The organism is Nocardia speluncae NBRC 108251, from assembly GCF_001613245.1.
GTDB lineage: Bacteria > Actinomycetota > Actinomycetes > Mycobacteriales > Mycobacteriaceae > Nocardia > Nocardia speluncae.
This window is the reverse complement of sequence record NZ_BDBZ01000018.1, coordinates 1-16,815: the sequence shown is the minus strand read 5'-3', so window position 1 is coordinate 16,815 and position 16,815 is coordinate 1. Positions and strand designations below refer to the sequence as shown.

Genomic DNA, 16,815 nt, shown 5'->3' with positions numbered 1-16,815 from the left:
ACCGTGACTGATAATCGCTCCGTATCCGCCCCCTCGGCGAATTCTCGCTTCATTGAGAAAGGTTTGAAGACCTTCGTCATCGACACCTCCGTACTGCTGTCCGACCCCTGGGCAGTGACCCGGTTCGGTGAACATCAGGTGGTGTTACCGCTGGTCGTGATCAGTGAACTCGAAGGTAAACGGCACCACCACGAACTCGGCTGGTTCGCCCGTGAAGCCCTGCGCATGCTCGACGATCTGCGGGTGGCTCACGACCGGTTGGACGAGCCGTTGCCGATCGGCACCGAAGGCGGCACATTGCAGGTGGAACTGAACCACACCGATCCCACGGTGCTACCGGTCGGTTTCCGCACCGAGAGCAATGATTCCCGCATCCTGGCCTGCGCGTTGAACCTCGCCGCGGACGGCCGCCAGGTGGTGCTGGTGTCCAAGGACATCCCGATGCGGGTGAAGGCCAGCGCGGTAGGTCTACGCGCGGAGGGATATCACGCCCAGGACGTGGTGACCTCCGGCTGGTCCGGCATGGCCGAAATCGACACCGCGTCCGAAATCGTCGACCAGCTCTACAGCGAATCGGTCGTCGATCTCGACGAGGCGCGCGAACTGCCCTGCCACACCGGGATCCGGCTGCTGGGCAACAATTCCAGCGCACTCGGCCGGGTCACCGCGGACAAACGCGTACAGCTGGTGCGGGAACGGGAGGCATTCGGGCTGCACGGACGCTCCGCGGAACAGCGGGTCGCGCTGGATCTGCTGCTGGACGAAAGCGTCGGGATCGTCTCGCTGGGTGGCCGGGCCGGCACCGGTAAATCGGCGCTGGCACTCACGGCGGGCCTGGAAGCGGTGCTGGAGCGGCGCGCTCAGCGCAAAGTCGTGGTGTTCCGGCCGTTGTACGCGGTAGGCGGACAGGAACTCGGCTATCTCCCCGGTAGCGAGAACGAGAAAATGGGCCCGTGGGCGCAGGCCGTTTTCGATACGCTCGACGGGCTGGCCAGCCGCGAGGTGATGGAGGAGGTCCTCAGCCGCGGGATGCTCGAAGTCCTTCCACTGACCCATATTCGGGGCAGGTCACTGCACGATTCGTTCGTGATCGTGGACGAAGCCCAATCGCTGGAACGTAATGTGCTGCTCACTGTTCTGAGCCGGTTGGGCAGCGGTTCCCGGGTGGTACTCACCCACGATGTGGCGCAACGCGACAACCTGCGAGTGGGCCGGCACGACGGGGTCGCTGCGGTGATCGAAAAACTCAAGGGCCACCCCTTGTTCGCGCATATCACCCTGACCCGCAGCGAGCGGTCGCCCATCGCCGCCCTGGTCACCGAGATGCTGGAGGAGTACGCGCCGAGCGCCTGATACAGGCATAGCCGGGCGGCGCCGTACTCCGGGACCGGCACAGGTCCGCGAAGTACGGCGCCGGCCGTCCGCCGAACCAACCGGCGAGGCCGTTCGAGGGCCGCCACGGCGCCCTCGAACGGCCGTTGTCGACGGGACTGCCGATAGCTGTTCCCGTTGCGAAGCCATGACGACCGGCCATGGTGGCGCTCAGCGGCCGAGCGCCGCCTTGACCAGTCCCACCGCGGTACCGCGTAGGAAGTTCTCCCAGCTGAAGTGGTCGTGCCAGAGGATGATCCGGCCGTCCACCAGTTCGAAGGTGCCCATCACCCAGAACTCGATACCGACGGGGCCGAACCGCAGGATATCGGTGCGATCGGTGAGTACGACGGCGCCGTCCGCAGCGATATGGTGCATCCGCGCGGAGAACCCCAACTGCTCCCGGTCCAGCCCGCGCAACAGTTTGCCGACCCGCTTCACGCCCCGCACATCCGGTAGCGAGGTGTTCTTCCAGACGATATCGGGATGCACCAGTTCCAGCGCTTCGCCGATCGCGCCGACTTCCATCGCGGTGAAGAATTCGCGGACGGTGGTGACCGCGTCCTGGTTCAACTCGGTTTCCATTTCACGAGCCTAGAGCAGGGCCACGCCACCCGCCGGTGCTCGGCGCCGGAATACCGGCCCGGCCGAGCTACCGCGGGTGATATCAGCCCAGGAGGTTCCAGTCCTCCAGGCCCTGGTACAGCGGCAGGTCCTGGGCCAGTTTCGACACCCGGGCGCGCAGCGCATCCAGATCGGCGCCACCGGCGAGGGCGGTGCCGATGATATCGGCGACCTCGGCGAACTCGGTATCACCGAAACCGCGAGTGGCCAGGGCAGCCGTGCCGATACGCAGGCCGGAGGTCACCATCGGGGGGCGCGGGTCGAACGGGACCGCGTTCCGGTTCACCGTGATACCGACCTCGTGCAGCAGATCCTCACCCTGCTGGCCGTCGATATCGGAGTTGCGCAGATCCACCAGGACCAGATGCACATCCGTACCGCCGGTGAGCACGCTGACCCCGTTGTTCGCGACATCGGCGGCGGTGAGGCGTTCGGCGAGGATCTTGGCGCCCGAGATCGTGCGCTGCTGGCGTTCGGCGAACTCCGCGGTGCCCGCGATCTTGAAAGCCACGGCCTTGGCCGCGATGACATGCATGAGCGGGCCGCCCTGCTGGCCCGGGAACACCGAACTGTTCAGCTTCTTGGCGTAATCCTGCTTGGCCAGGATCAGACCGGACCGCGGGCCGCCGAGCGTCTTGTGCACGGTGGAGGAAACGACATCGGCGTACGGCACCGGCGACGGATGCAGCCCGGCCGCGACCAGCCCCGCGAAATGCGCCATATCCACCCACAGGTAGGCGCCGACCTCATCGGCGATCTCCCGGAACGCCGCGAAATCCTGATGCCGCGGATACGCCGACCAGCCGGCCACGATCACCTTCGGCCGCGACTCCCGGGCGATTGCCCGAACGTTTTCCATATCCACGCGGTGGTCCTCTTTGGACACACCATAGGAGTGGACTTCGTACAACTTGCCGGAGAAGTTCAGCCGCATACCGTGCGTGAGATGGCCGCCGTGCGCCAGGTCCAGGCCGAGCAGCCGGTCACCCGGGTCCATCAGCGACATCAGCACCGCGGCATTGGCCTGCGCCCCCGAATGCGGCTGCACATTCGCGAAATCCGCACCGAACAGCGCCTTCGCGCGCTCGCGGGCCAGATTCTCCACCACATCGACATGCTCGCAGCCACCGTAGTAGCGGCGGCCGGGGTAACCCTCGGCGTACTTGTTGGTGAGCACACTGCCCTGCGCCTGCAGCACCGCGCGCGGCACGAAATTCTCCGACGCGATCATCTCCAGGGTGTCGCGTTCACGCGCGAGCTCACCCGCCATCGCGGCGGCGAGCTCCGGATCGAGCTCACCGAGAGACTGGGTATTGACAGAGGCGGTCGTCTGCGTCACGCGCCCAGTGTATGTTCCCGCCCCCGGGCCGCCGATGTCGCCTCCCTACCGCAATGCGGACGGGATGAGGGGTTCGTCCAGTAGGCGGCGGAACCTGTCGGCGCGGTCGTCCGCATCTGCGGCGCGGTCCAGCCAGCCGCCGAGCAGTTTGTAGCCCTCCACATACGTGCTGATGTAGGCCCGCCACAGCGGGGAGGACAGGAAGCGCAGCGATTGGCGGGCGCGGTCGGGGGTGGTCAGCGACCAGCGCTCCAGGAAGCCGGCGACCTCGTCGGCATCCTTGCCCTGGTCGTGCAGCATGAGCGCCGCGTCCTGGCGGACACCGAGCAACTGCGCCGAAGCCTCGGACAACCGTTCGGCGCGTTCACCGTCGAACCGCAGGCCCAGGTCCGCGTAGATCTCCTGCGCCCATTTCCCCCAGCCGGGGCCGATGATCGAGTGCAGCGCGAGATCGGCGAGACCTTCGGCCATCAGGCACTGTGGTGTGTTCACCAGGAAGACGGTCTGCTCGCCGTGCCCGGCGGCCACCAGCCCGGCCTCCTTGCGGCAGTGCTCCGTGTGATGACCCGGGTACGCCTCGTGCGCGATGAGCTTGGGCAGTACCGCCATGTGCTGGCGCAGATCGGAGTTGATCGCGACCTTCGAACTGTAGTTACCCAGGTAATAGTTGAACCCGGACCACGGCTTGTCCCCCACCACCTCGTAGGTGACGTGTTCGTGGTCGGGTAGCGGGTACCGCGCACGGACGAGCTCGCGTAACGCCCCGGAGAACGCGTGGACGCAGTCTTCGAGCCGGCCCGGTGGGATTTCGTCGGCCTTGCGGTGGGCGGCCATCCGCTCGGCGAGCGGCCCCGCACCACCCAGCACCTCGTCCATCTTCTGGTGCGCCTCCCGGTATTCGGCCGGGTCGCCGGGGGCGATATCCACGTCGAAGTATCTGCCGACCTCGTCCACGAAGCCGATCTCGTCGCCCGCGAACTTGCGCGCGGAGCACTCCAGCGCCCGCAGGTGTGCGTCGAGGAACGCGGTGCGCTGCGGCCCCAGCCCGGCGGCCGGTAGTTCGGCGCGCAGCCGCGTGGCGGTTCGGGCCAGCTCACGGGGCTCGGGCCGGGGCCCGTTCTCGATATCGCGCCGCAACTGCGCCTCGCCGGTATAGGCGTCGACGAATCCCTCTTCGAGCCGGTCGAATGCCAATCCGAGCCGCAGGTATTCCGTTACCACAGGATGGGCTTGCATCCATCCGACGATAGCCGCGAATGCAGTCTCGCGCGGCCCGGCCGGCGCATACCGCGCCACCTGTTCGAATGCTCCCCGTGCACTGTCGTTATACCGGCTCGTAATGGACCCCCTCGTCGGTCCGCTCGTGCCCGAGGGGCAGAATTCAGCCATGAGGGCACAGCCAGAGCGCCGGACCGACCACACCAGAGGTCACCGAAAGCACGGCATCTCACAGGTACGGCACCGCGAAAACGAGTGTCCGGCAGAGTGGAGCGCTGAGTAGATGGCCAAGGCGAGCGAGCCCAGTCCGTATGTGGAATTCGACCGGAAGCAGTGGCGCGAACTGCGCAAGTCGACTCCACTGGTGCTCACGGAAGAAGAATTGATCGGGCTGCGGGGCCTGGGCGAGCAAATCGACCTGGAAGAGGTCGCGGAGGTCTATCTGCCGCTCGCGCGACTCATCCACCTGCAGGTCGCCGCGAAGCAACGGCTTTTCGCCGCCACCGCCACCTTCCTCGGCGAAGCGCATCCCGATAAACAGGTGCCCTTCGTGATCGGGGTCGCCGGTAGCGTCGCCGTCGGTAAATCCACCACCGCTCGTGTTCTGCAGGCACTGCTGGCCCGCTGGGAGCATCATCCGCGGGTCGACCTGGTCACCACCGACGGATTCCTCTATCCCACAGCCGAGCTCACCCGCCGCGGCATCATGCACCGCAAAGGTTTCCCGGAAAGCTATGACCGGCGCAAACTGCTGCGTTTCGTCACCGAGGTGAAATCGGGCGCCGAAGAGGTATGTGCGCCGGTGTATTCACATATTTCCTACGATATCGTTCCCGGCGAATTCCATTGCGTCCGCCAACCCGACATCCTGATCGTGGAGGGGTTGAACGTCCTGCAAACCGGTCCGCGCCTGATGGTTTCGGACCTGTTCGATTTCTCGATCTACGTGGACGCCCGGAACGAGGATATCGAGAACTGGTATGTCCGCCGGTTCCTGAGCCTGCGCGCCACCGGGTTCGCCGACCCGAAGGCCCATTTCCATCACTACGCGAAATTCACGGATTCCGAGGCGACCGCAGCCGCCAAGGACATCTGGAATTCCACCAACCGCCCGAACCTGGTGGACAACATTCTCCCGACTCGACCCCGCGCAACCCTGGTCCTGCGCAAGGATTCCGACCACAGCATCAACCGCCTCCGCCTCCGGAAGTTGTGAAGCGCGCCGCCGCGGCAACCCGAGCATCACACACACCGAATACGCCCTTTGCGCAGAGTTCATCAGCCGCCGAAGACCCCGCCCGAAACCATCCCGAACGGAACCGACGACGGTGCCGAGTTCAGCGAGGCCCTGAAAGGTTTCGCGGCGCCGCAGGCGCCGCCATCAAACACCGAAGCGACGGTGCCGGGCGGCGAAATCACGGATGGCGCGCAGGAAATCCACGCGGCGGAATTCGGGCCAGTAAACCTCGGTGAACCAGATTTCGGAGTAGGCGCTCTGCCAGAGCAGGAAGCCGGAGAGGCGTTGTTCGCCGGAGGTGCGGATCACCAGGTCCGGGTCGGGTTGGCCGGAGGTGTAGAGGTGCTGGCCGATGGCGTTGACCGTGATCGACTGGACCAGGTCTTCACCGGTCTCGCCGGCGGCGATCTCCTGGCGGACCAGCTGGCGTACCGCGTCGGCGATCTCCTGGCGCCCGCCGTAGCCGATGGCGACGTTGACGTGGGTGCCGGTGCGTTCGCGGGTGCGTTCGGTGGCGGTGCGCATCCGTTTGGCCACCAGGTCGGGTAGGCCGTCGAGGGAGCCGACGATCCGCACCCGCCAGTTCTGCTCGGGGGCGGCCAGTTCTTCCACCACGTCGGTGATGACCTCGAACAGGGTTTCCAGTTCTTCCTGACCGCGGCGCAAGTTCTCGGTGGAGAGCAAGTAGACGGTGACCAGCTCGATGCCCTCGGCTTCACACCAGCTGACCAGTTCGGCAACCTTGAGGGCCCCGACCCGGTGGCCGTGGGTTATATCGGTGAACCCGTTCTCGCGGGCCCAGCGGCGGTTGCCGTCACACATCACGGCGACGTGGCGCGGATGTTGTTTATCCGCAAGTTTCTTGGCCAGACGGGCCTCGTAGATGCGATAGGGAAAGCCCCGCAGCCGACTCGGAAATTCCACGACGACCTACAGTACGCCTCTAATGCGTTTCATCCGCATTCGCCGGCGAACGTGGGGTGGGCCACAGCGGCCCGCGTTCGCGACGAACCCGGTACAGTGGCAACCCAGGCAACCTACGTCGCCGTAGGTTACTGGCGAGTCAATAGCTCCCAATGGTTCGAGAACGAGCTATCAGGGCCGCATGCGACCGCCCGAACCGAGGCCGCGACGTCCCGCCGATCCAGGAGGTTCCGTGTTCGACCCGGCAGACCCGAGATCCGGCACCGACGACGACGATCCGGTCCCCAACCCCGCCGAATCCCTGGTCGCGCTGGTCAAACCCCGCATGCGCGGCTGGATCCACACCTGGGCCACCGCGATCGCGGCCGTCGCGGCGATCGCGCTGGTAGCCGCCGCCAGCACGGTTTCGGCCACCGCCGTCGTCGCGACCGCCGTCTACGGGCTCACCATCTGCGCACTGTTCGGCATCAGCGCTACATATCACCGGATCACCTGGACCACGGTGCGGGCCAGAGTACGGATGAAACGCGCCGACCATTCGATGATCTTTCTGTTCATCGCCGGCACCTACACCCCGTTCGCGCTGCTCGGCCTACCTACCTCGACCGGACGGGTACTACTCGCGGTGGTGTGGACGGGAGCGCTGGCCGGGGTCGCGCTCAAGGTGCTGTGGCCGCATGCCCCGCGCTGGGTGGGAGTACCGCTGTACCTGCTGCTCGGCTGGGCGGTCGTGCCGGTGGGCGGGGAACTCTACCGTTCGGTGGGACCGGCGGCGGTGCTGCTGCTCGTGGCCGGCGGACTGGCCTACAGCATCGGCGCGGTGCTCTACGCGACCAAATGGCCGAACCCGTGGCCCACCACCTTCGGCCACCACGAGTTCTTCCACGCTGCCACCGTGTTCGCCGCGCTGTGCCACTACGTGGCGATATGGCTGATACTGCTGGATTGACCGGCCGCGGCCCCGGCCGGGATCACAGGCCGATAGCGGGAATATGCCCGGCGGTGTCGATTAGGCTGCTGACTCGTGTCCTTCGATACCGGCCGCTCCGGCGACCGCGACCGCCGCGGTTAGCCCGCCGATGAGCGACGGCAGTGCAGTGCGGCGCCGGCCCGGCGCGATCTCCCGGCTGATGATGTGGAGCGTCCGTGCCCGATCGGGCCTGTCGCTGATGGTTATCGCCGCACATTTCGCCGGTCTGGCCGTGATCGTCACCGAACTCTGGCTCATCGGATTCCCCAGCCGCGTGGACACCGGCCGATTGGGCGCACTGGCCGCCGTCACCGTCTACCCCGCCCTGGCGATTCTGGCGGGGATCGGTTTGGCCATCCGCGACCGGACATCCTATTTCGGCTGGCTCGACCAGTCCCGCAAACCGACCCCGAACGAGGCGCGGCGCCTGCTCCACCTGCCGATCGCGGTAGCGCTGCGGGCGATCGCGATGTGGACGCCGGGGGTGGTGATCTCAGCAGCGCTGCTGGCCCGGCTCACCACGGAGAACGATTTCGTCGTCCTGCTCGCCATGTTCACCATCGGCGGGCTCGAATCGGCCGGCCTGACCTACCTCGTCGTCGACCGGGTGATCCGGCCCGTGGTGCCCATCGTGGCCGGTGTCCTCGGCGCGACCATGCACTGGAGTTCCTCGGTGTTCGTCCGGGTCGCGCTGGCCTGGGCGGTATCCGGCGCGATGCCGCTGAGCGCGTTGATCGTGGTGCTGGCGGATCCGGCCTCCACCCAGGAACACCGGATCCGCACCGGTATCTATCTCGCGGCGATCAGCCTGGCGGTCGGGGTGGGTGCCACCTGGGCGCTGGCCCGCGCCGTGGCCACCCCGCTGCGCGCCCTGCGGATCGCGGTGGACCGCATCACCCAGGGGGACCTGGACGTGCGGGTGCCGGTGGGCAGCGCCAGCGAGATCGGGCGGCTGGAACATTCGGTCAACGAGATGTCGGCGAATCTGCGGGAGCGGCTGCGGCTGCGCAATGTGTTCGACCGGCATGTCGGCGAAGAGGTCGCCGAACGCGCACTGGCGGGCGGGGTCGACCTGACCGGCGATGTGCGGGAGGTGACGGCACTGTTCGTGGATGTCACCGGGTCGGTGGCGATTTCCACCGGACTGCCGCCGCAGGAGTTCGTCGCGAAACTCAATCGGCTGCTGGCGACCGTGGTCTCCGCCACCGAGGACAACGACGGCCTCGTCAACAAGTTCGAAGGCGATGCGGCGCTGTGCATTTTCGGCGCACCGATTGCCCTGGCGGACAACGCGACCCCCGCGTTACGCGCGGCCCGCCGGATCCGGGACGAGGTCGCGACGGCCGGGGAGCTGGATATCGGTATCGGGGTCGCCCGCGGCCGGGTGTTCGCCGGCGACCTCGGCACCGACACCCGCCGCGAATATACCGTCATCGGCGATGCGGTGAACGCCGCCGCCCGGCTCACCACCCGCGCCAAGGAAGTGCCGCGGCGCATCCTCGTGTCACAGAGCGTCGTCGACGCGGCCACGGCGGACGAGCAGGAGAACTGGGTGAAACACGGTGCTGTAGCACTCCGCGGGATCACCGAACCCACATCGTCGTGGACCGACCGGGAACCGGGGCCGACGCCGTGAGCACCCGGCACCCGCAGCCCGGGTCCACCTCACCGGCACGACAGGGCCGACCCGGAGCAGTTCCGCCCTGCGGCGGAGTATTTCGCCGCAGGGCGATCGCCGGATTCACCGGCCTCGTAGTCGATCGGGTGCCCGCCTCTCAGGCCCTCCGGCTCCGCGGGGCTTCGGTACGGATTTTCCGGGTCGGCAGTTACATCGGCGCCGGCGTATCTCTGGTCAGCGCGGAACGCAGATCCTGTGGTGTCGTCACCGGGAGATCGCAGACGTTCCCGCGGCACACATAGGCCGCGGCGGCGCCTTCGATCGGAGGGCGGTCGGCGAGCAACGGGACGGTGTCCGCACTCGCCCGGACGATGATGGCGCCACCGGGCGCGTGGGTGCGCACGACCTCCAGCAATTCCACGTCCCCTACCGGCTCATATCCGGTCGTGGATATCGCGATCTGCAAGGGCCCCTGTAGCGCGGCCTCGGCGACCGTCAGCCACTGCCCGGCCGAACGGGGCGCCCTGGCGAGGACAGCGGCTCCCCGGGCCAGCGTCTGATCGGCCAGTTCACGATAGCGGCCGGCACGCTCGGGTTCGACCACGGCGGAAGCCGTCAGCAGCGCCTCCGCAAGTACGGACGCGCCCGCCGGGGTGGCGCCGTCGATGGGGTCCCGGGGGCGCGCGATCAGCGTTTCCGCGTCGTCGGCGGTATCGAACCAGCTACCGGGTTCGTCCGGGTCGGCAAAATGGGTGATCGCCGAATCCAGGATCCGGTGGACATCGGGCAGCCACCCGGCGGACCCGGAGTATTGGTGCAGCGCCAGCAGCGCGGTCGCCAGCCAGGCGTAGTCCTCGAGAACGCCGGCCGCGGTCCCGGCGACCCCACCCAGCGAGGCGCGCAGCACCCGGTCGCCGACCACATGGACGTCGAGGATCACCCGGGACAGCTCGTCGGCTGCGTCGAACCAGTCGCGCCGGTCCAGTGCGCGGGCCGCCTCGCACAGCGCGGTGATCGCCATACAGTTCCACGCGGTGACCATCTTGTCGTCCCGCTCGGGTTGCGGGCGGCGGTCCCGGGCGGCGCCCAAAGCCGTGCGCAAACGTTCGAATCGTTCGGTGTCCTCCGGATCCCGGAGACGAGTGAGCACTGAGCTGCCCTGTTCGAAGTTGCCGGCCGTGGTGACCCCGAAGATCTCACCCACCCAAGCCCCGTCGATCGGGCCGAGTTCGCCGACCAGTTCGGCGGGATTCCACACATAGGTGGCGCCCTCCATTCCGGGTGCACCCGGTTCCACCTGCGTATCGGCGTCCAGCGCCGAAGCGAAACCGTTCGCGGTCGCCAGATCGCCGAACAGGAACCCGACCAGTTCCTCGGTAATCCGCCGCGGCAGCGGATCGTCCGGGGTGCGGCGGGCCAGGTGCGCGTAGAACCGCAACAGTTGCGCGTTGTCGTAGAGCATTTTCTCGAAATGCGGAACCACCCATGCGGCGTCCACCGAATAACGGGCGAACCCGCCACGCAACTGGTCGTAGATACCGCCGCGGGCCATCGCCTCGGCGGTACGGTCCACCACCGCGCGCACCGCGGGGTCGCCGGTGCGCTCCCAACTGCGCAGCAACCCCTCGAGCAGCGCGGCCGGCGGAAATTTCGGAGCACCCCCGAAACCGCCGTGGACCTCGTCGAAATCGCGGACCGCCGCGGATACGGCATGGTCCAGCAGTTGCGGGGTTATCCGGAGCTCGCTCTCGGGCAGCCCGCTCGCCTGCGCACGCAGCGCCCCGGCAACCTGGTCGGCCGCGGTATCGACATCGGCGCGCCGGTTCCGCCACGTATCGGTGATCGCGGTGAGCAACTGCGTGAACGACGGCATCCCGCCGCGCGGCACCTTCGGGTAGTACGTCCCGCAATAGAACGGTTCACCCGCAGGAGTCAGGAAACACGTCATGGGCCATCCACCCTGACCGGTCATGGCGACGGTGGCGTTCATGTACACGGCGTCGATATCGGGGCGTTCCTCCCGGTCGACCTTGATACAGACGAATTCGTCGTTCATCTGCGCCGCTGTTCCCTCGTCCTCGAACGATTCGTGCGCCATCACATGGCACCAGTGATTGTGTGGCCGAAGCTACCAATGGCAGGATGCGTACCCCACTGAAAGAAGAATGGGCACGTCCCGCCTGGTTGCTTCTGCCATCGCCTCCTCTCCCCACTCCTGCCAGTGCACGGGATTGCCCGCGTGCTGGCGCAGGTAGGGCGACGTGGCACCACCTAATCGGTTCATACGTACCAGCCTGCCACACCCAGCCAACTGAATCGCCCAGCCTGACGGACAGTGCGGATCGGTGCCACCGTCTACATCGGAGGGTGTCTCGTTCCACCGGTCGAATCGCCCTTGAAATCCAGCAAGCCGAGTTCCGATTGCGCCTCGGACTCGGGCATACGCTTCGCCCCCTGATGCGTTTTGCACCGTCCGCCGCCAGTCGCGATACCGCAGGGCCTGCCTTTCGTGGTCATTGCTCCGCACTGCAGAGCGGGATCGTGAATATGGCAGAGCCCGGACAGTCCCGCGTCCGTGGGACAGGGAACACCCGCCTTGGTGGTAGCTCGGCAAGGCTCACCGGGCACCTTGGTGGGTTTGGAGACAGCGTGATCACGACGGACAGCCTTTCCGGGCTGCTCCTCGACCCCACCGGCCTCGCATGCGCCGCGAACGGCCAGTCGGTCCGCCCGTTCGTTCTCGGGGTGCCCAGCATGGCCTTTCACCCATTCCCATTCGACCTCATGCGGCGCACACGCATCCACTAGCCGTTTCCACAGGTCGGCATTCTTGACCGGCTCCTTCTTCGTGGTCACCCAACCGTTGGCCTGCCACTTCGGTACCCACGCGGTGATGCCGTCGCGCACATAGGTGCTGTCGGTATAGACCCGAACCTCCGAGGCCCTCGTGAGCCGCTCCAGCGCTTCGATCGGTGCTGTCAATTCCATCCGGTTGTTGGTCGTGGGACCGGGATCCCCACCGAAGATCTCCCTTTCATGCCGACCGAACCGAAGCACGGCACCCCACCCGCCAGGCCCCGGATTCGGACTACACGCGCCATCGGTATAGATCTCGACCTCCACGCCCATCAGGCTAGCGTCGATTCACCCGAAGTTGCTCGGAAAGAGCATCTTTCGCATCGGCGCGCGGTCCTGTGCCCCATGACCAGGATCAGAGATCAGTTCAGAATGAGTTCTGGAGATAGTTTGCGCTGCGCTGCAGCGTGGGCCGCCATCGCTCCGATCGCCGATCCGCGCTGGAAGGCATCCTGTACGTGGTTTGCACAGGTATCGGCTGAAACCAGCTACCGACCGGATTGTTCGGCGTCTCGGGCGCGAATTGCCGGCGCCGGTTGAGCGAATGGTCGCAGGCAGGAGTGTGGCAGCAACTCCCACGCCCGGTTCCGAGCACCATCTGATCACTGACACCATTGGAACACCCCGGCCATCGCCCGCCGTAGCACCCGGACCAGGGATATTCCAGTCTTCCCCGACCCAATAATGTTGCCGTCCGTACAACATGCGTTACGACGATGGTGGCGCGTAGGCTCCCAGCAGAGTGGCGGTAATGAGATCCGCCGCGCCGTTGTCGGAGAGGCGGCCGGCGGCGATCTCAGTGGCGGCGCTGTGTATCACGCTGTGATAGACCGCGACCATCCAGGAGATGGGTAAGTCGTCGCGGAAGACACCAGCGACGCGGCCGCGTTCGAGCAGCCGCTGCACACGGCGCATCGGACGGTCGTGTGCGACGCGGATGCGTTCTGCGGGAATGTAATTGTGCGCGGCCCGCAGTAGTGCACGGAATTCGTCGATGATCCGCCACGACGCCGCGACCAGGCGGCCGAGCGCGGCGTGGGGATCGCCGTCGAGATCGAGATCGTCGAGAACGCGCTCGCTGTCGGCCACTGCGCGGGCGAAGACCGCGTTGATCAGCTCGGCGCGGGAGGCGAAATGCCCGTACAGCGTGACCCGACCGACCCCGGCGGCCTTCGCGATCTCGGAAATATTCGCCTCCGGATCGGCGACCAAGCACTGCTGCGCGGCGTCGAGGATCGCGGTGATGTTGCGCCGGGCATCCGCCCGTTTCGCCTGACCGGGCGGCTCGGTCCCTGCCGGAGTTGTCACCATTCCACCTCTTTCCGAACAGCCGCGTACGAGTTGTTCATAACTATATGCCCGTACGCGGACCGGTTTGTCGGTCGGTCGCGCTGATCGAGACGTACATACCCAGCCTTCTCATACATGCGTGTTTGAGTTATGTTGTCCATAACTCGAACATATGCATTCGACTTAGGAGATTGTCGTGTACACACAGACGCCCACTCGACACGACCACGACGACGCACACAATCCGGATCCGCGCAGATGGCAGGCACTGGCAGTACTTGCTGCCGCACAGTTCATGCTGATCCTCGACATCACCGTGGTGACGGTGGCGCTGCCCGACATCGGGAAGGACCTCGAGCTGAGCCGGGCCGCGACGACCTGGGTGGTCACCGCATACACGCTGTTGTTCGGCGGTTTGATGATCTTCGGCGGCCGGGCGGCAGATCTGCTCGGTGCCCGCCGGATGGCGATGACCGGGCTGGCGGTCTTCACTGCGTCGTCGCTGCTGGCGGGCGTGGCAATCAACGCGCCTATGCTGCTGTCGGGCCGGGTCGGCCAGGGGATCGGGGCGGCGCTGCTGTCGCCGGCCGCGATGTCGATCGTGACGACGAGTTTCCGCGGGGCTGAACGCAACAGGGCGCTCGGAGTGTGGGGTGCGCTCGGCGGCACCGGCGCTGCAGCGGGCGTGCTCGTCGGCGGGTTGCTGACGGCCGGACCGGGCTGGCCGTGGATCTTCTTCGTCAACGTGCCGGTAGGGCTAGTGCTACTGGTCCTGATTCCGAGGCTGGTGCCGCGCGCGGTTGCGCGACGGAAGAGCCGGATCGACGTACTCGGGGCGATCGTCGCAACAGCGGCTACCGGTGCGGCGATCTACGGGCTGATCGGCGCTGGTGACAACGGATGGGCGGATCCCTGGACACTTATCCCACTGGCGGCGGCCGCGGTGCTGTATGCGGCCTTCGTTACCTACGAACGCAGAATCTCTGCGCCGCTGCTGGATCCGCGGCTACTACTGCATCGCCCCGTTGCCGCAGGGGCACTACTGATGCTGGTCGCGACCGGGCTGCTGATCACTGGATTCTTCCTGGGATCGTTCTATTTGCAGCAGGTGCAAGGGAATTCTGCGCTGATCACCGGGCTGCTGTTCGTCCCCGTCGCGCTCGGCACCATAGCGGGGGCCCACAGCGCCGGGCAGTTCATCGGCCGCTTCGGATATCGACCTGTCGGCGTCGCAGGTTTACTGGTCGCTGCGGCCGGCGCCGCCGCACCCGCGCTGTGGCACAACACGACTGCGCTGATCATCGGGCTGACCATCGCCGCCGCCGGCCAGGGGGCGGCCATCGTCACCGCCACCACCACCGCGCTGGCCAACGTCGACCACGCCCGAGCCGGAGTTACCTCCGGGCTGGTGAACACCTTCCACGAGGTCGGCTCGGCCCTAGGAGTGGCGGCGGTCTCCACCATCGCCGCCGTCAGCCTCCACAGCGGAGGTACCGACACCACTGGATTCACACGGGCCTTCACTTTCGCCGCGGTCACTGCACTCGTATTCGCGGTCGCCGCCTTCGGGTTGGTCCCCACCGGGAAGCCGCCCGTCGGCATGCGCGTGAGCGCCCACTGACGACATTCCGTCTCCGAAAGGAATTGCACGATGGCGGGCACACATTCAACCGACAAGGCTCCGGCGGTACCGACTCCGTTGCGCCGCAATCTGATTCTGGCCGTCCTGTGTCTAGCACTGGTCGCGGTCGTCGGCATGATGGCCTCTGTCATGGTCGCTGTCCCTGATATCGCCGCCGACCTGGGCGCCGCGGAAGGGCAGCTGCTCTGGATCGTCAATGCCTACGGCATTACGTTTGCCGGCCTGCTTCTCGTGGCGGGTGCGCTCGGCGACCGCCTCGGCCGCAAGGCGATACTGATCGCAGGTCTACTCTTGTTCGCGATCAGCTCGGCGGTGGTAGTGGCGGTCGATGATATCGGCATGATCATTGCGATGCGCGCGGTCGCGGGCGTCGGCGCGGCCGCGGTGATGCCGATGACCCTCTCGATCATCACCCGGGTCTTCCCGGCCGGGGAACGCGGTCGCGCTGTAGGGATCTGGTCCGGTGTCACCGTCGGCGGCGCTCTGGTCGGATTGCTCACGGCCGGGGCACTGCTCGAAATATTCTCCTGGCGCTCTATTTTCGTGTTCAACGTCGTCCTGACCGGGTTCACCTTGATCGCAACGGTGATCGTGCCTGGCGAGGGCGGTGATGGACGCGAACGCGTGGACGTCGGCGGTGGCCTGCTCTCGATGCTGTCTGTAGCGTCGCTGGTGTTCGGGATGATCGAGGGACCGGAACGAGGCTGGGGGTCAGCCGGAATCATCGCTGCGTTCGGGCTTGCCGCTGTCACCGCAGCGGTGTTCGTCGGATGGGAGTTGCGTCACCCACGCCCACTTCTGGATCCTCGCCTTTTCCGGCATGGCCGACTGGCGTCGGGCGCCGTGATAATCACTTCCGAATCGCTGGCGATGTTCGGACTCTTCTTCGTGGGTCTGCAGTATCTGCAGGTGATCAAGGGCTACTCGCCCTTCCTCGCAGCCCTGGCGATGATGCCGCTCGCGATAGCGGCCGTGGTGTTCTCACCGGTGGTACCGAAGCTGCACACCAAGCTCGGGTACCAGTCGGTCGTCGTCAGCGGCATGGCAATGATAGGCGCCGGCCTGCTGGTCATGACGACGCTGGACGCCGACTCCGGCTATTGGCCGATCGCGGCCGGAGTGTTCCTACTGGGTGCCGGTATAGCCTTCGCCGCGACCCCGGCCACCGAAGCGATCATGGCCGCGCTGCCCGAGGAGAAACACGGCGTCGCGTCCGCACTCAACGACGTCACCCGGGAACTCGGCGCCGTCCTCGGAATCGCACTGATGGGAAGCATTTTCAGCAGCATCTACCGCGATCGCGTCGGCGCGGCCGCGTCGCAGCTGCCGCCGGAACAGGCCCGAGCAGTGGGCGAATCGGTCACTGCCGGAGTCAGGTTGGGATCGGCACCGGAAGCGCCCTCGGGCCTGATGACCGGTGTCTTCGACAGCTTCCAGGCAGGCATGTCCACAGCGCTCCTCGCCGGTGTCGTCGTAGTGGCCGCCGGGACAGCAGTCGGCCACGTAACCGGAAGAACACGGAGGAAATGATGGTCGAGCTCACAGAAATCTCCCCGGGTTCGATGCACACCCTGAGCACCAACCCCGGGGAGATTCACCACTCTGCGACGGTTTGGTTGGGTTCAGCGGGTCAGATCACCACCGGAGCACCTGTTCAGACACCATTATTTGACGTCTACCAGCGCAAACACAACTTGTTACCTTAAAAGCGATAGGTCCCTGGAAG

11 protein-coding genes and 2 pseudogenes are annotated in these 16,815 nt (G+C 66.3%); 6 read left to right on the top strand and 7 right to left on the bottom strand.

Going from position 1 to position 16,815, the window contains the following annotated elements:
* The first annotated feature begins 3 nt into the window (after positions 1 to 3).
* A complete protein-coding gene (gene phoH2 / locus NS6_RS17480; protein WP_068043147.1) occupies positions 4 to 1,353 on the top strand; it encodes an RNA 5'-3' helicase PhoH2 in 1,350 nt (449 codons plus the stop codon).
* A gap of 189 nt (positions 1,354 to 1,542) precedes the next feature.
* Here the strand turns inward: phoH2 and NS6_RS17475 are convergent, their stop codons facing one another.
* The 3 genes from NS6_RS17475 to NS6_RS17465 form a co-directional block, all read right to left on the bottom strand.
* The gene (locus NS6_RS17475; RefSeq protein ID WP_068043145.1) at positions 1,543 to 1,956 is read right to left on the bottom strand and encodes a limonene-1,2-epoxide hydrolase family protein; all 414 of its coding nucleotides are present in this window, start codon (positions 1,954 to 1,956) and stop codon (positions 1,543 to 1,545) included.
* Positions 1,957 to 2,038: 82 nt separating this feature from the next.
* Complete coding sequence (gene glyA / locus NS6_RS17470) at positions 2,039 to 3,334, bottom strand: serine hydroxymethyltransferase (protein ID WP_068043143.1); 1,296 nt, start codon at positions 3,332 to 3,334, stop codon at positions 2,039 to 2,041.
* Between the two features lie 45 nt (positions 3,335 to 3,379).
* A complete protein-coding gene (locus NS6_RS17465; RefSeq protein WP_068043387.1) occupies positions 3,380 to 4,570 on the bottom strand; it encodes a DUF885 domain-containing protein in 1,191 nt (396 codons plus the stop codon).
* A gap of 265 nt (positions 4,571 to 4,835) precedes the next feature.
* Here NS6_RS17465 and coaA point away from each other — a divergent pair, with 265 nt between their 5' ends.
* Positions 4,836 to 5,768, top strand: coding sequence for a type I pantothenate kinase (gene coaA / locus NS6_RS17460; protein ID WP_068043141.1), 933 nt, complete (start codon positions 4,836 to 4,838; stop codon positions 5,766 to 5,768).
* A gap of 165 nt (positions 5,769 to 5,933) precedes the next feature.
* On the opposite strand, the gene NS6_RS17455 is transcribed toward coaA, so the two are convergent.
* Positions 5,934 to 6,713: an isoprenyl transferase gene (locus NS6_RS17455; protein WP_068043139.1), complete on the bottom strand. Its 780-nt coding sequence runs from the start codon at positions 6,711 to 6,713 to the stop codon at positions 5,934 to 5,936.
* 301 nt (positions 6,714 to 7,014) lie between these two features.
* Here NS6_RS17455 and trhA point away from each other — a divergent pair, with 301 nt between their 5' ends.
* Together trhA and NS6_RS17445 are read left to right on the top strand one after the other, a co-directional pair.
* Positions 7,015 to 7,662, top strand: a complete 648-nt coding sequence (gene trhA / locus NS6_RS17450) for a PAQR family membrane homeostasis protein TrhA (RefSeq protein ID WP_371859347.1) — start codon at positions 7,015 to 7,017, stop codon at positions 7,660 to 7,662.
* 130 nt (positions 7,663 to 7,792) lie between these two features.
* A complete protein-coding gene (locus NS6_RS17445) occupies positions 7,793 to 9,319 on the top strand; it encodes an adenylate/guanylate cyclase domain-containing protein (protein ID WP_084471148.1) in 1,527 nt (508 codons plus the stop codon).
* A 190-nt stretch (positions 9,320 to 9,509) separates the two neighbouring features.
* On the opposite strand, the pseudogene NS6_RS17440 reads toward NS6_RS17445, so the two are convergent.
* The 3 genes and pseudogenes from NS6_RS17440 to NS6_RS17430 all read right to left on the bottom strand — a co-directional run bounded on the left by NS6_RS17440 (position 9,510) and on the right by NS6_RS17430 (position 13,468).
* Positions 9,510 to 11,585 (bottom strand): annotated as a pseudogene (locus tag NS6_RS17440) (thioredoxin domain-containing protein).
* A 410-nt stretch (positions 11,586 to 11,995) separates the two neighbouring features.
* A pseudogene (rnhA, locus tag NS6_RS35905) lies at positions 11,996 to 12,430 on the bottom strand (ribonuclease HI); the annotation flags it as partial.
* A 435-nt stretch (positions 12,431 to 12,865) separates the two neighbouring features.
* A complete protein-coding gene (locus tag NS6_RS17430; RefSeq protein ID WP_068043137.1) occupies positions 12,866 to 13,468 on the bottom strand; it encodes a TetR/AcrR family transcriptional regulator in 603 nt (200 codons plus the stop codon).
* Positions 13,469 to 13,643: 175 nt separating this feature from the next.
* Here NS6_RS17430 and NS6_RS17425 point away from each other — a divergent pair, with 175 nt between their 5' ends.
* Together NS6_RS17425 and NS6_RS17420 are read left to right on the top strand one after the other, a co-directional pair.
* Positions 13,644 to 15,068 (top strand): MFS transporter, encoded by a 1,425-nt coding sequence (locus tag NS6_RS17425; protein ID WP_068043135.1) that lies wholly within the window; start codon positions 13,644 to 13,646, stop codon positions 15,066 to 15,068.
* Between the two features lie 30 nt (positions 15,069 to 15,098).
* Positions 15,099 to 16,619 (top strand): MFS transporter, encoded by a 1,521-nt coding sequence (locus NS6_RS17420; protein WP_068043129.1) that lies wholly within the window; start codon positions 15,099 to 15,101, stop codon positions 16,617 to 16,619.
* Positions 16,620 to 16,815 lie beyond the last annotated feature (196 nt).

Coding starts and splice junctions, on each gene's coding strand:
- NS6_RS17445 (WP_084471148.1), top strand. CDS start 7,793: ATGAGCGACGGCAGTGCAGTGCGGCGCCGGCCCGGCGCGATCTCCCGG.
- coaA (WP_068043141.1), top strand. CDS start 4,836: ATGGCCAAGGCGAGCGAGCCCAGTCCGTATGTGGAATTCGACCGGAAG.
- NS6_RS17465 (WP_068043387.1), bottom strand. CDS start 4,570: ATGCAAGCCCATCCTGTGGTAACGGAATACCTGCGGCTCGGATTGGCA.
- NS6_RS17420 (WP_068043129.1), top strand. CDS start 15,099: ATGGCGGGCACACATTCAACCGACAAGGCTCCGGCGGTACCGACTCCG.
- NS6_RS17430 (WP_068043137.1), bottom strand. CDS start 13,468: ATGGTGACAACTCCGGCAGGGACCGAGCCGCCCGGTCAGGCGAAACGG.
- NS6_RS17475 (WP_068043145.1), bottom strand. CDS start 1,956: ATGGAAACCGAGTTGAACCAGGACGCGGTCACCACCGTCCGCGAATTC.